The organism is Candidatus Wallbacteria bacterium, from assembly GCA_028687545.1.
Lineage (GTDB): Bacteria > Muiribacteriota > JAQTZZ01 > JAQTZZ01 > JAQTZZ01 > JAQTZZ01.
This window is the reverse complement of record JAQTZZ010000045.1, coordinates 1-14,787: the sequence shown is the minus strand read 5'-3', so window position 1 is coordinate 14,787 and position 14,787 is coordinate 1. Positions and strand designations below refer to the sequence as shown.

Below are 14,787 nucleotides of genomic sequence, written 5' to 3'. Positions count from 1 at the left end.
AGCTTTATTTCAGCAATTCTCCGCTGACTGCATCTACATTAAAGCACATCCCGCGTGTGTCATAGAAATGATAACAGGGAACAAGATCCACCTGGCCGCCAATCTGATATGAAGGTGAATGATAACCCAGCTTGGCTGTGGTAATGCAGACTGAACCATTTCTGATCGAGTGCGAAATGGCATCAGCAGCTTTGGCCAGCGCTTCGTCCGCTGGAAGCAGTTTGTCGCTGAAGCGGTTTCTGTTATCGGAAATGTTCCGCCAGAGTCTGGAATAGCTGATCACGCCATTTTTTCCGATCAGCAGGTTGATGCTGTCGCCTGTGCGGCCGGAGATTTCAAGACCCATCCAGCAGCGGGCAAAAGAAACGAAATAATTGATCACTTCTTTTTTGCCTGAAAGATCGATCTGAACTACCGGGATCGCCATTAGAGCAACAGCATCCTCAGGCAGGCCTCCATTCTCCTTGATAAAGGCTGAGGCGGTTTCGATAGCCTGACTGGCATTCAGGTCGCAGGGAAGTGTGCAGTCCTTGAACTCTGCGCGAATTGCTCCTGAATCCAGGTTTTTCTGTCTGACTGGTGAAGCTTTGAGATCGAGATTCGCTTCCGGTTCAGCGCTCAGGACTGGAAGGCTTGATGCAGTGCGTTCGACTGGGAATGTATAGCTGACTTTATCGCTGATTTTAACTGTCCGGGAGCCTTTCGAAGGGGTAAACGAGCTTGTGCTGTACCAGGCACCTGACTCCTTACCTCCGCCGCTTGTGTATCCGGAAGCCGTGCAGGCAGCCCAGGCTTGGGCTGCATGGGCATCGAATGAAGTGTTGGCCTTTTTCCAGGCTTCCACGATCTTGGCTGTATCGGTTGATGGATCAAGCGAGACTATGGCCTGCCCGAAACTCTGGGCTGCGTGCAGGGCACAGTCATTGTAGCAAACCAGGTGATATCCAAGCACAGATTTCAGGACTGCACTGAATCCGGGATGTCCTGACCACTGATTGCTTACAGTGTCACAGCTCGCAGTGACCAGGTTCTTGACCTTGTTACCCGTGAATTCGCTGCCTGTCATGCCTGAACTTCCGCCGGAAAAACAGATATAATACTCTGAACCGTGGCTTGCGTTATAGATGTAATCCAGTTCCTTATCGGGATTGAAAGAACTCAGATTAATCTGGCCATCGTTGTATCTGGCATCCAGAGTGAACCCTCCTCCCTGGAGGCAATTCTGGAATACATCCGCATCCTGTGGATCTACTTCACTGCAGGCAGTGACCCGGAAATTCTTGGCTGAAGCCTCTGTGCAGAAACCTGGAATGCCGATGACTGAAGCAAAGACAAGCATGATTATTCCGGCGATTAATTTATGCATACTCCCCCCAAATTCATACTGATACTTCGTTACTATATTAATTATACCCGAGAAGTGCATGACTTTCAATGATAACAGGTTGTATAAAAAATGCGGGCCTTGCAGACCCGCATTTTAATTGTTTCAGCAGAAACATATTATGTATATGTCTCTTTGGTAACTTTTAGATTACCCCATATGCCAGCATGGCCTTGGCTACTTTCACGAATCCGGCGATATTGGCACCGTCAACGTAATTGCCCTTGGTGCTGTAAGTTTCGCTGGCTTCCAGAGCCGCTTTGTGGATGCTCTTCATGATGCCCTGCAGCCTGGCGTCGACTTCTTCCCTGGTCCAGGAAAGTCTCATGCTGTTCTGGCTCATCTCGAGTCCTGAGGTGGCCACGCCGCCCGCATTGGCAGCTTTGCCGGGGCCAAACAGGATCTTGTGTTCCTGGAATATTTCCACTGCTTCCGGAGTGGACGGCATGTTGGCGCCTTCGGAAACGCAGTAGCAGCCGTTCTTAATGAGTGGTTCGGCATGCTTTTTCTCGATCTCGTTCTGGGTGGCTGAGGGGAAAGCGCAGTCGCACTTCAGGCCGTGCTCTTTCACTACATCCCAGACACTCTTGCCGTCGTAATAAGTCACGCCCTTGAAATGGTCGGCGTAATCCTTGATCCGGCCGCGTTTCACATTCTTGAGTTCCAGCAGGAAAGCCAGTTTCTTGGCATCGATGCCCGCTTCGTCGACTATGCTGCCGGAAGAGTCGGAGGCTGTGATGGCCTTGCCGCCGAGCATGGTGATCTTCTGGATGGTGTATTGGGAAACATTGCCGGAACCACTGACGATACAGGTCTTGCCTTCCAGTTCTTTTTTTCTGGTGGCCAGCATTTCGCAGGCGAAATAAGTGTTGCCATAGCCTGTGGCTTCGGGTCTGACCAGGCTGCCGCCCCATTCCAGGCCTTTTCCTGTCAATACGCCGGTATGCTCATTGCGGATTTTTTTATAATATCCGAACAGGAAGCCGATCTCGCGGCCGCCCACTCCGATGTCGCCTGCGGGTACGTCGATATCAGGGCCTATATACCTGAAAAGCTCTCGCATGAAGGCCTGGCAGAATCTCATGACTTCGGCGTCGGATTTGCCTTTGGGGTCGAAATCGCAGCCGCCCTTGCCGCCGCCCATGGGAAGGGTGGTGAGGGAGTTCTTGAAGATCTGCTCGAAGCCTAGGAACTTGATGATTCCGAGGTTGACTGAAGGATGGAAGCGCAATCCGCCCTTGTAGGGTCCGATGGCGTTGTTGAACTGGACTCTGAAACCGCGGTTGACCTGGACTTTGCCGTGGTCATCGACCCAGGGTACTCTGAATGTTATGCCCCTGTCAGGCTCCACGATTCTCTCATAGATCCCGGCTTTGACAAATTCCGGGTGCTTCTTTACTGTCGGTTCAAGGCTCTCCATGACTTCTGTGACTGCCTGGATGAATTCCGGTTGTGACGCATCCTTCTGCTTTACTTTCTCAATGATCTCGCGGACCATGGACATGAATTACCTCCCAAAAGATTTATAGGGTTACCCCCCAAACAGGTAGACCCTCTCAACTTGGCTATATATTATTTATTGCCACCTGTCATGTCAACAGGTGATAAGTTGTCTGCATTCCAGCTGCCGGGTACCGGTCTTTCCCATTTTCTGACCGGTTTCCCTGGGCTTTGAGAAAATTTTCACAAACGGTACAAGGTCAGTGTGCGACCTGGGAGAATTTCAAAAAAAAGCCACGTGCTGTGAGTATTTGTTATTCCTCAGTCTGGATACTTTCCAGCTGGCTGATTTTATTTTCGATTTCCTTTATCTGTTTAGCCAGTTGCTCAGACCTGGCCTTTTCTTTTTCATACTTCAGTCTGGTCAATTGCTCCCCATTGAAAATGTTACCATAACTTCCGTCGTTGCCGGCAGCTGCGTCATGAGCGGATGCTGCCTGTCTGGTGACTTCTTCCTGCTGTGTGGCCTGCAGTTTGAGCCTGGCCAACTTCTGTCTGAGCTTCTGGATTGCATCTGGCAGAGAATTGAGATCCTGGTCCACTGTAATCTCCTGAGTAGCTTCAGGCTTTGCAGGATCCTCAAATCTGAGTGAGAATGCCCCTGTCCCTTCAGGCAGGGTCTCATACATCCCGGTCATGTCCTCGGCCCTGAAATGATAAGTTACAGTCGTTGGATAGCTGACCCCCTTTATCACGCCCTCGAAAACGCCGTTGCTTCCTTGTTTCAATGACATCGGGCGAGCGACTTCAGATAGATCCTTGACCCTGTAGTAAAGCGTCACCTTGTCCTGATTCAGTTTATTGATCCCCCGCACATTGATGGTGAGCAGCACCGGTTCGCCTGGCCGGAATGAATTTTCCGGCTGCTCGTGGGTGATTTCCAGGGGATCCACTGGTATAGTGCAGGCCAGGGAATGCAAGGTTCCAAAATACCTGCGGATCCCCTGGCAGTTGAAGCCCTTGATCAGGTAGCCTTCGAAATTCTGTTCCAGGGATCTATGCAGGCGCTTCACTTTCTCTTCCATTTCAATCATAGTGGTCTCGTCCCAGAAATTACCATAATTGGGAAGAAGAATCCGCCTGCCCACAACCAGGCAAGTGGTGTAGGATTGGTTGACCAGGCAGTCGATGGTCTTGTCAGCGCTCTCGAAACCGGGCAGGAGGACTTTCAGGACCTGGAAGCCTTTTCCCCTTTTGCCTGACCAGGTGTGAAGATCATTAACCGCTTCTGCCAGCAGCTGATTGTTGCTGACTGATCTCTCTGTTGTAGCTGTTCCGCTGTTGTCGCCCCCGGCGTATATACCGAGCATCATGAAATCCGGATCAAGCAGTTTCAGGTAAGAGTCGATCGTTTGCGGCAGGTCCTTGAGCATCCAGGGGAAAAAGCCGACCTTGTCCGCGTTATAGAGGTCCTTGAGGTTCTGTTCCAGGTTGCGCAGATCGACGTTGTTGACCTTGCTGAGGTCGTAGCCGGTCATGACTGTTCCGGTCGGGCCGTCGCAGAGACCGTGACTGTCACTGCCCAGACTGTCGAAGATCAGGTCGCTGCTTAAGTGGAAGAACTTGGTGGGGTGGCATCTGACACCCATTTTCAATGCCAGGGTCTGATTGAAATTGTCGTCAGCCGGATCAGGATAGTACAGGTCTATGATTTCCCTTTTACCGTCCTGGGTATAGATCCAGGTCGGACCATAGTCTCCGATCCAGGCTGAGAACTTACCGCATTTGTAGGGAATGAATTTCACCTGCTCCAGATTCACCTTTGCATTCTGGAGAATTCCTCTGACCCGCGGTTCATCACCCGGATTGATCCTGATGAAAACCTTGTATTCCTCTGCTATAAACCGGATCATTTCGCAGAGAAGCCTGGAGATTTCCTGATGATCGTCCCAGCAGAACAGGGCGCCTTCGGCAGGCTCGAACTCGCCGGGAGCATAAAACGGCACATTTACTACAGGTATTCCTTCGGCCTTGAAAGGCGGCGGTTTTTTCCAGACTTTCTGATCAAATGACGACATGCCGTAATGCATGAAGACCGGTTCCCACCCAACAGCAGGAATTATAGGGAAGATGAAGAAAATTAAAATGGCAAGAAGAAAAAATTTACTCATAAATATCCCCTCTCAATACTAAACCTATACTTTATTTAATTATACCCGGATCTGAAAATTTTTCCAGACACAGAGGCAGTATCATGAGGCAATTTGAGATTGAGAATATTTTCACAAGCGGTACAAGGTCATCGAAAAGGTCGCCTGATTACCTCTCCCCTTGACAGTTAAGGGAAAAAACGCTAATTTTTTGATCGTACGCAGTAAAAGAGTAGTACTTTTATTGGGGGTACGGCAATGGGGTGTAACTGCGCGTCAGGAAAATTGTGCTTTGATCAGGCAGACAGAATTTTAGACCAGTACAAAACCAAAAAAGGCTCAATGATCACCATCCTCCAGAAAGTCCAGGAGAGTTACGGCTATCTTCCAGGTCCTGTGATGGAGAGGATTTCCAAATCAACCGGAGTTTCGGAATCCGTAATTTTCGGAATCGTGACTTTTTATGCCCAGTTCAGGCTGGAACCAGTAGGGGAGCACCTGATCAGGGTCTGTCACGGTACTGCCTGCCATGTAGGGGGGGCAACTGAAATCACTGAAGCACTGCAGGATGAACTGGATGTGAAAAACAACGGTACCACGCATGATCGTCAGTTTACTCTCGAGTCTGTGGCCTGTCTTGGCTGCTGCAGCCTGGCACCTGTAATGATGATTGACGGAAACACTTATGGAAAATTGAATCCTAAGAAATCCCGCGAGATCGTCAAGGCCATGCGCAGGGAGGCAAAATGAGCAATCATAAAGGCGAAATCATAGTAGGAGTGGGCACGTGCGGCCTTGCTTCAGGCGCCAAGGAAATTTATGACTCTTTCATCAAGGCCGCTGAAGGAACAGGTTATCAGGTGAGACCCACCGGCTGCATCGGTATGTGCTATTCGGAAGTCCTGGTGGACGTTGTGGAAGGTAATCGCAAGGTGACCTATGGAAACGTTACCAATAAAGACGTCAACGAAATCATGGAAAAACATATCGGAAAGGGCGAGATCATAGACAGGTTGCTGGTGAGAGCTTCGGATCGAAAACTGCCTGAGGAGAAATTCTTCGAGAAGCAGCAGAGAATCGTGCTGCGCAATGCAGGCAGAATAGATCCTGTTAACCTGCAGGACTACCTTGACAATCAGGGGTATCAGGCTCTCAGAAAAGTGCTCTTTTCAATGACACCGGAACAGGTGATCGAGGAAATCACCAAGTCAGGACTGCGCGGCAGGGGTGGAGCAGGATTCCCGACAGGCCTGAAATGGAAATTCGCGAGAGAAGCCAAGGGAGACGAGAAATACATTATCTGCAACGGCGACGAAGGAGATCCAGGCGCATTCATGAACAGAAGCGAACTGGAAGGCGACCCGCATTCAGTGATTGAGGGCATGGTGATCGCAGCCTTTGCCATCAGCGCCTCGCACGGAGTGGTTTACGTGCGTGCCGAATATCCGCTGGCAGTCAAAAATCTGGGTATTGCCCTGGAAATAGCCAGAAAAAACAATTATCTCGGCGAAAAAATAATGGGCTCTGGTTTCAATTTTGACATCCAGATCAAGGAAGGCGCAGGAGCCTTTGTCTGCGGCGAAGAAACGGCCCTGATCGCATCAGTGGAAGGCCAGCGCGGCATGCCCAGGCTGCGTCCTCCTTTCCCGGCCCAGTCAGGCGTTTTCGGCAAGCCGACAAACATCAACAATGTCGAGACATTCACCAATATCGCCTGGATTATCCTGAACGGCGGGGAAAAATACGCGAGCGTTGGCAGCAATAAAAGTAAGGGCACCAAGGTCTTCGCCCTGGCCGGCAAGATCCGCCGCGGAGGCCTGGTGGAGATCCCGCTCGGCATGACTCTACGGGAGATCATCTATGATATCGGTGGCGGTACCTCAACCGGCAAACCTTTCAAGGCAGTTCAGGTTGGCGGGCCGTCAGGCGGATGCCTGCCAGAGTCCCTGATCGACACTCCTGTTGATTATGAGTCCCTGAATGCAACCGGTGCAATCATGGGATCTGGCGGCATGGTGGTGATGGACAATACAAGCTGCATGGTGGACATCGCCAAATTCTTTTTGACCTTCACACAGGACGAGTCCTGCGGCAAATGCACTTTCTGCAGGGTCGGGACCAAGCGCATGATGGAGATCCTGGAGCGCATCACTGAGGGAAAGGGAGTCGCTGGTGACCTTGAAAAGCTGCAGACCCTGGCCGAGAACATCAGGAAATCCTCTCTCTGCGGACTGGGACAGACAGCCCCGAATCCTGTTCTTACCACATTGAAATATTTCCGCTCTGAATACGAGGCACATATTAACGAAAAGCGCTGTCCCGCAGGAAAATGCAGATCGCTTCTCACTTATTCCATCGCCGATGCCTGCATAGGATGCACGGCTTGCGCCAGGGCCTGCCCTGTCAAGGCGATCAGCGGGGAACCGAAGAAGCGGCACAAGATCAATCCCGACACCTGCATCAAGTGCGGGCAGTGCATGGCCACCTGCAGATTCAACGCCATCATCGCGAAATAAAGGAGCGGAAAAATGGAAAAAATCATAAATCTGGAAATCGACGGCAAGAAAATCAGCGCCAGGCCCGGACAGACTGTTTACGAAGCAGCCCGGGACAATGGCATCTTCATTCCCACCCTCTGCCATGACGACAGGCTGAAGCCTTTCGGCTCATGCTACATCTGCCTTGTGGAAGTGGAGGGCGCCAGGGGATTCGTGCCTTCCTGTTCCTATGAGATCAAAGAAAACATGGTTGTGCGCACCAATACTGAAGTGCTGAGAGAAACCCGCAAACTGGGGCTTGAACTGCTGCTCTCCAACCATCCGGGAGACTGCATCGCTCCCTGCCAGCTGCAATGCCCGGCCGGTGTCGATGTGCAGGGATTCATCGCCCACATCGCCGCAAAAAACTACCATGCCGCCAGCAAGCTGCACAAAGAGAAAAATCCCTTTCCTCTCGTCTGCGGACGCGTCTGCCCGCGTACCTGCGAAGACAAGTGCCGCAGAAATTACGTGGACAAACCAGTGGCGATCGCCAATCTCAAGCGATTCTTCGCAGATGCAGATCTTGAAGCTGCCGACGGATATCATCCGAAGGCAGGGAAACCGACCGGAAAGAAAGTAGCCATTGTGGGAGCAGGTCCAGCCGGACTGTCTGCGGCTTATTTTCTGGCTGAAATGGGGCATCAATGCAGAGTTCTGGAGAAACTTCCCCAAGCCGGAGGCATGCTGCGCTATGGCATTCCCTCTTACAGGCTGCCCAGGGAAATCCTGGATAAAGAAATCAAATACATCACAGACATGAATGTGAAAATAGAGTATGGGAAGGAACTGGGCCGTGATTTTACGATCGAGTCTCTGCGCAGGGACGGGTACAATGCGATTCTGCTCGCGATCGGCGCACACAAGGGTTCAGCTATGAAAGTCCCAGGCGAGGAAACCCCTGGGGTGCTCAATGGCATCGATTTTCTGAGGGAAGTAAGCGCTAAAGGCAAATTCCCGATCGGGAAGCGGGTGGGTGTGATCGGCGGAGGCAATACCGCCATTGACGCGGTCCGCACCTCGGTCAGGCTTGGCGCCAAAGAGGTCACTCTGATCTACCGCAGGACCGAGAAAGAGATGCCCGCCTGGGCTGTGGAAGTCCACGAAGCCAAGGAAGAAGGCGTGAAGATGATGTTCCTGACCGCTCCTGTCGCAGTGCTTGCCGAAAACGGCAAAGCTACAGCGCTGCGCTGCAACCGGATGGAACTCGGTGAACCAGATGCCTCAGGCAGAAGGAAGCCGGTCCCGATCCCCAATTCCGATTTCGAGATTCCTCTCGACAACATTATAGCAGCCATCGGACAGGCCCCGGATCTCACCTGCCTGCTGAAAGAGAGCAGCCTGGTAACATTCAGCAAATGGGGGACCCTGACTGCCGACGAATATGGCCGCGCAGGACAGCCCGATATCTTCGCTGCCGGAGACGTGGCATCGGGCGCGGCTACTGCCGTGGAAGCCATCGGCGGTGCCAGAAAGGCAGCTTTCAGCATCGACGCTTTCCTGAACGGGAAGCCGCTTGAAGTGCCAAAAGAATTCAACATTAAAAAGAACGAGCTGATGGAGCTTTCTGAAACTGACTTCGCTCATGTGGAAAAAAAAGGGCGCGTGACAATGCCCATGCTGAAACCGGCCCTGAGGATCAAAAAATTCGTGGAAGTGGAAAAGGGGCTCAGTGAAAAAAAGGCCATGGAAGAAGCTCAGCGCTGCCTTTCCTGCGGCTGCGGCGAGGTGTTCGAATGCAAACTGCGCAAATACTCCAATGATTATCAGGCTCAGGCCACCAGATTTCTGGGTGCAGTCCAGAAACACCCGATCGACGAGAAACATCCTTATATCATCAGGGATCAGAACAAGTGCATAACCTGCGGCCGCTGCATCCGCACCTGCCTGGAAATCAAAGGCATCGGCGCACTGGGTTTCGTTTACCGCGGCTTCAAGGTCGAGGTGGCACCCGCGATGCAGAAGCCTCTGGATAAGGTAGGCTGCGACAGTTGCGGACAGTGCATTGCTGCCTGCCCGACCGGAGCTTTAGCTCCAAAGAGCAGGATGCTCAAAACCGGACCCTGGAAAACAACAATTCAGGAAGGGCTCTGCGATCGCTGTTCACTGCTCTGCGGAATTTCTGTCTCCAGGGCTGACAGTTGTATCACTGACATCCGGGCATCTGAATTGAATACTTACAAAAAGAATATCTGCCAGCTGGGCTCATTCATGTATCACATGGATCGGCACCCTGCGGACAGACCATATCAGATGAAAGGACGCAAACTTACGCCTGTCACACTTGAACAGATCGCAGGGGCTCTTAAAAAATCCGGTGATGGCATCCTGGTGGCTGGAAACGGAATCTCGGACGAGGAAGCTTTCCTGCTGAATAAACTGTCGGAATCAGTGTTTGGGAAGAACGGCTTCTTCATCGACGAAAATCCGGATTTCACAATTACAGGATGCACTTCGCTGGGGAAAGCACCCAAGGAAAATTTGGTGATAATAGGTTGTGTGGAGGATGAAAACTGGCAAGCTGCTCTTGACCCTTATCTGCGTATCCTGGCCCGTGACGGCAGCAGAATCGCTTTTATCGGAAAAAAGAGCGACAGGCAGAATTTCACTTCGCTCTATTCAGCCATGAAGAGAGAAAAGATCCCCGGTTTCATCAGGGAAATTCTGGGCAATGGCGGAGAATGGCACAAGCTCTTCAACCAGCGGCCGACCTTTGTGATTGAAAAGAAGCTGGCTTCCTCTGAATTGATTGATGTTTGCAGGAAAACGACTGACAATATCGTTGTGCTGGAAAGCACCGTGAATGCGCCAGGTCTGAGAAATGCTGGCTTGAAGGGCGTGACAGTCGAGGAACTGAAGAAATACCTTAAAAACAGCGGGAATGTTTATTACGGATATGAAATGCAGGCCCTGCCTGTGAAAGACTTTGATTTCTGGTTCAGTCCAGAATCACGGAAAGGTTATGCCGGAACTGTGATTCCACTACTTACAGTTCTGGACAAAAAAGGCACTTATCATGCCGCAGACGGGCGGGTAACGCATTCCACTGACTGGCTGCCCAGGGAGAAATCACTGGAAAGCACCGAGATCCTCAAACAACTGTTGCTGTGCCTGGGAAAAGAACACGGTGAAGCCTGCAAATGCTGCTCTAAAGAGAAGAATTGCTGAGAAAAGGGTGATTTTAAGCTGAAAATCTTGATTCCTGCAAAGAAAATTTGGGATTTTGCTTTGTATGTTTTCACTTTTCTCTTTCTGCTGGTTGCAGTCTGCGAAATCTGGTTCAGGATTGAACCGGAACCTCCAGGGCCAGGCAGAAATTTCAAAGCAATCACCATACCCAGACTAGCTCAATACTGGTTGAATCGTGACAATGCAAACCCGCTTTTACCTCCTTTCAAATTCTTTTCCAATACAGATTTCCGCAATCAAGAGCGGCTGCACCTGATTGCGAGCCAGATGAGTCTGCCCAGGAACAAAGTCCTGGAATCTTACGACTTTCTAAGGCCGGCTGAATTCAGGGAAAAGACTTCCTATACCGCAACCATTAATAATCTGGGATTCAGGGGACCTCAGAGGACAGTCCAGAAACCCGAAAATGTTTTCCGGATCATCGCGTTAGGATCATATCACACATTTGGACATGCTGTTAACGATGAAGATACATACCCGAGCCAGCTCGAACAAAGGTTGAACAGCCAGAAGACAGATACGGTCTATGAAGTGTGGAACTACGGCAATCAGGAAGGTTCTGCTATAGTCGGGCTTGCAAAACTGCAGATGGAAATCCTGGATTACAAGCCAGATCTGATCATCTGGGATTACGGATATATAGATCCGGTGATTATGGGGGATAACCAGTTCCTGGGAGGATTCTTTTTCCCTGAATCCGGTATTTATCGTCCTCTGATGTGGTTTTTACATCTTGCGGGGAACGTGATCGTCAGGAAGAGCATGATTTACGATAAATTCAGGGATTATCTGGTGACAAGAATCATGAAAAAAAACATTGCTGCTTTCGCAGATGTCACTATGCAGATGCTGAAAACAGCCGAAGAAAAACAGATCCCGGTGATCATCCTGCGGCAGAGTGTAATTCACAGCATCAGTCCAGCTTTTTACCGGAAACTTGCAGATTCATACAAGCTGGCCAGTTTTATTGACGGAGAAAAGATTTTTGAAAGATATCCCCCTTCTCATGAAATGACAGTGGACTTTTATGCAGGCTTAAACTGGCTTTCGGAATTTGACCCTTCTTTGGGAAAAGACAAAACCTGGTATCCCCCAGAATACTTCATTGATATCTTTCAATATAATAAATGGGGCCACAAAGCGATCGCCACCTATCTGTCGGATGAAATAGCCGTGATAAAAGAGAGAATGCTGTCTAAAAACCTATGAGATAGATTGCAGGCAGGATAGCGGGACTGCCGGTAAGGAACAGGATCAGAGCTATTGCGGCCAGTAAGACCCAGAGCGGCAGCAAAATCCATTTTTTCTTTCGCAACAGTTCTTTCAGCAGAAAAATCAGCAGCCCTGGCAGAGTGCGCCGTGTTTTATGATCCTGGGTAGTCTCAATTTCCTGGCTCATTCGATTCCCTTCTTTGATTGATCTTTAATAGATCATGTCCGTAAATCTCTACCGCCAGATTTTCTGCCACAGCTTCGTTTCCAAGCGCAGACATGTGGATGGGGTCTATGAATCCACTGTCAGGGCTTAAAAGCGAAAGGCTTTTCATAGAGTCTACCAATAACACGCCTTCCTGTACAGCAATTTTCATCAACACCTGATTGAGTTTATCTACATCCTCGGCAATCCGTTTGGGTTCCGTCCTGCGGGCCATTTCAAACATTTTCTTTTTTTCACCTGAATTTCCAAGATAAGAATAGCATGAACTAAGGTAGTAATAAGTCAGATTCCGGTCTGGTTTTACTTCGGTTGCTTTTTTAAAATATGTCAGCGCTACAAGATACTGTTTTTCCTCGTATTTTTTTACCCCGGTCTCAAACAATTCCTGATACTGTTCATTAATTTTTTGCTCAACACTTCCGAATGAAGGCAGCTTATAAGCAGATGTCAAAAGTATGATCTCCGAACCGCTTGATTTTGCAAACTGAATCATTTCCCTGATGTTCTTTTCGAAATCCGTGTCATCAACCCTTCTGACTGGGATTCCAATCGGCCGGCTGCTAAAGTCTTCGAACAGATTGAAAATCCTGCGGGACAGCAGATTGCCGAAATTGAATCTGTAGAGAAGATTCAGAAGTCGTATTTTCCAGGTTTTTTTAGGGGTTGCGAATTCTTCTTTATCGGGCAGGGGACTGGTATCGAAAAAACGGAATCTGTCAACATCATTCACTCCATAGGCAATGATCAATATGTTTGATTTAAGTTTTCCCGAAAGATCATTTTTAAAAAATTGAAGCCCCTGCCATGAGGAAAAACCAATCTGCCCGGCATTGATCACGCTTATCACCTGGTCTTTGTATTTCCTGACCAGCAAATCCTCAAGCAGTGCGGGATAAGCCTGCTGTTCTTCAACCCCCCAGCCGAATGTGGATGAAGGACCCAGGACTAGAATTGTTTTTGCATTTTTATCGATCTTCGCGAGGGGTATGTTCCGCATTCCCAATTCATTTGTTTTCAAGGCAATTTTCAGAAAACGGCCGTTATAATCAGCTTTTTGACGCCAGCCCAGCCTGCTGTCCGGATTCAGGACCTGCTTTGCCTTATCAAGAGGGTCGCCCCATCTGTCTATCCAGTAAATTGAGATTGATTCAAATACTGCAATCCAGGCCACAAGTGAAATTATCACAATCGTTAAAGATTGAATGAAGTTTCTCACTGGCCCTGAAATCCATCCAGCAATCCTGATAACCGGCTTTCTCCGGTTTTTTCGAAATATTCTTTCAGCAGTATCCGCATATCATCCACTTTTTCCTTAAAAAGGAGGCTCATTTTATCGGATACAGTTTCGTAAGACTGGAAATTCAAATAAATCCAGAAGATCATGACATTGTATAAAATAAAGGGGTAGCAGTCATATTGCATCCTGTGATCCATAGGAGAGCCTTTGACGTCAGGATGCGGCAGGATTTCATGCTGGTAAAGATATTGTCCTGTTGTCCTCTGATCAGCAGCGGTCGATTCTTCGCTCGGGAAAAAGAAGCCGTGCTGGTCAACTATCAGCCGGTCTATGAATTGCCGGTCAGGAGGGGTATCGAAACCGCGGACCGGATTTTGATAGCTGATTCCGAATTCTGCGTAAAGTTTCCTGAAAATCTCCATCACAGCATCCATATGTCCGGGAAAATGCATCAATTCCCTGGTCAAGCCGTCAGCCACCACTTCAATCTGATGCAGACGGCAATACACGATTGCATTGATGTGCCAGCTGAGAGTGGTGAAGCCGCAGGTTGAAAGAACAAGCCAGCGATGCCTGAACAGATATTTCAAATAACGATGATAGCTGATAAATTTCACTAATTTTGTGGTGGAGATGATTTTATGGATAAACCTAGGCCCGAATTTATTTTCCAGAGCCTGGATATTTTCGCTGATACAGGACTTTTTTTCTCTTCCCTGATAGAAAGTCAACAGGTGAATATTCTGGAAATGTTCTGCCATCAATGCAGCAGTGCATGTCGAATCAGTGCCTCCTGAGTAAAGGAGAACGCAATCTTTTTTTTCAATTCCAGTCAATGTCATCCGGCCTGACCCCAAGCATTTTCAATAAATAATGAGTTAATTTTCCGAAAACCACAAAAGGCAGATGGAAAAAAAAAGCCAGACCTTTGTTGTACTTCATCCGAAGCTCATATGGCATCAGCAGTGCAGGAAAACATAAAAGCACTGCAACGATTAATTTAAGCACTTTCAAGATGTATGATTTTCCCATTGAGCCTCTTGCAAAATGTTTTTACGTTTTATTTCGGGTAGACATTTTGTTAGAGGCTCATGGAGCACTAACAAAACTCTTGCTTCCAAACCGCTTGCAAAAGTCTATATTATTAAAAAACCGAGTTTTGCAAGTGTCACCATTTTATACAGGATAAGAATATCAAAAGTTAATGTCAAACTCCTGTCAGGCCAGGTTTAATGCAACTGATATTTAGTTGCAAATCGTCTTAGGTCAGACTATAATTAAATTGTGGTGCGTCCTGACAAACTGCGTCAGTCCGCCGGTGAAAGTCCGGACCGGGAAAGCGCCGGAGCGCCCGGGAGCTGGTTCCAGATCGAGGAGGAGACTCCGAGGTCCGAGCGGAACGACAAAAGCCT

The 14,787-nt window shown here is 49.1% G+C and carries 11 protein-coding genes; 4 read left to right on the top strand and 7 right to left on the bottom strand.

The window, feature by feature from the left end; all coding sequences use genetic code 11:
- Positions 1-4: 4 nt before the first annotated feature.
- The 3 genes from PHW04_14845 to PHW04_14835 all read right to left on the bottom strand — a co-directional run bounded on the left by PHW04_14845 (position 5) and on the right by PHW04_14835 (position 4,995).
- Positions 5-1,366 carry a hypothetical protein gene (locus PHW04_14845; GenBank protein MDD2717166.1) on the bottom strand — a complete coding sequence of 454 codons (1,362 nt, stop codon included), beginning with the start codon at positions 1,364-1,366 and terminating at the stop codon, positions 5-7.
- Between the two features lie 163 nt (positions 1,367-1,529).
- The gene (gene gdhA / locus PHW04_14840; GenBank protein ID MDD2717165.1) at positions 1,530-2,888 is read right to left on the bottom strand and encodes an NADP-specific glutamate dehydrogenase; all 1,359 of its coding nucleotides are present in this window, start codon (positions 2,886-2,888) and stop codon (positions 1,530-1,532) included.
- A gap of 250 nt (positions 2,889-3,138) precedes the next feature.
- The gene (locus PHW04_14835; GenBank protein ID MDD2717164.1) at positions 3,139-4,995 is read right to left on the bottom strand and encodes an agmatine deiminase family protein; all 1,857 of its coding nucleotides are present in this window, start codon (positions 4,993-4,995) and stop codon (positions 3,139-3,141) included.
- 237 nt (positions 4,996-5,232) lie between these two features.
- Between PHW04_14835 and nuoE the strand changes: the two genes are divergently transcribed.
- The 4 genes from nuoE to PHW04_14815 are packed head-to-tail and all read left to right on the top strand — an operon-like array spanning position 5,233 to position 11,909.
- The gene (gene nuoE / locus PHW04_14830) at positions 5,233-5,724 is read left to right on the top strand and encodes an NADH-quinone oxidoreductase subunit NuoE (GenBank protein MDD2717163.1); all 492 of its coding nucleotides are present in this window, start codon (positions 5,233-5,235) and stop codon (positions 5,722-5,724) included.
- Complete coding sequence (locus PHW04_14825) at positions 5,721-7,490, top strand: NADH-quinone oxidoreductase subunit NuoF (protein MDD2717162.1); 1,770 nt, start codon at positions 5,721-5,723, stop codon at positions 7,488-7,490. The genes nuoE and PHW04_14825 overlap by 4 nt, the downstream gene beginning before the upstream one ends.
- Positions 7,491-7,502: 12 nt before the next feature.
- Positions 7,503-10,679 (top strand): NAD(P)-binding protein, encoded by a 3,177-nt coding sequence (locus PHW04_14820; GenBank protein MDD2717161.1) that lies wholly within the window; start codon positions 7,503-7,505, stop codon positions 10,677-10,679.
- A 60-nt stretch (positions 10,680-10,739) separates the two neighbouring features.
- Entirely contained in the window at positions 10,740-11,909 is a 1,170-nt protein-coding gene (locus PHW04_14815; protein MDD2717160.1) for a hypothetical protein, read from the top strand.
- On the opposite strand, the gene PHW04_14810 is transcribed toward PHW04_14815, so the two are convergent.
- From PHW04_14810 to PHW04_14795, 4 genes are read right to left on the bottom strand one after another with little or no spacing between them, the layout of a single operon-like run.
- Positions 11,896-12,099 (bottom strand): hypothetical protein, encoded by a 204-nt coding sequence (locus tag PHW04_14810; GenBank protein MDD2717159.1) that lies wholly within the window; start codon positions 12,097-12,099, stop codon positions 11,896-11,898. The two genes, PHW04_14815 and PHW04_14810, sit on opposite strands and share 14 nt — an antisense overlap.
- A complete protein-coding gene (locus tag PHW04_14805) occupies positions 12,083-13,309 on the bottom strand; it encodes a hypothetical protein (protein MDD2717158.1) in 1,227 nt (408 codons plus the stop codon). Before PHW04_14805 ends, PHW04_14810 begins: the two co-directional genes overlap by 17 nt.
- Before the next feature lie 41 nt (positions 13,310-13,350).
- Positions 13,351-14,217 carry a 7-cyano-7-deazaguanine synthase gene (locus tag PHW04_14800; protein MDD2717157.1) on the bottom strand — a complete coding sequence of 289 codons (867 nt, stop codon included), beginning with the start codon at positions 14,215-14,217 and terminating at the stop codon, positions 13,351-13,353.
- The gene (locus tag PHW04_14795) at positions 14,198-14,407 is read right to left on the bottom strand and encodes a hypothetical protein (GenBank protein ID MDD2717156.1); all 210 of its coding nucleotides are present in this window, start codon (positions 14,405-14,407) and stop codon (positions 14,198-14,200) included. The genes PHW04_14800 and PHW04_14795 overlap by 20 nt, the downstream gene beginning before the upstream one ends.
- Positions 14,408-14,787 lie beyond the last annotated feature (380 nt).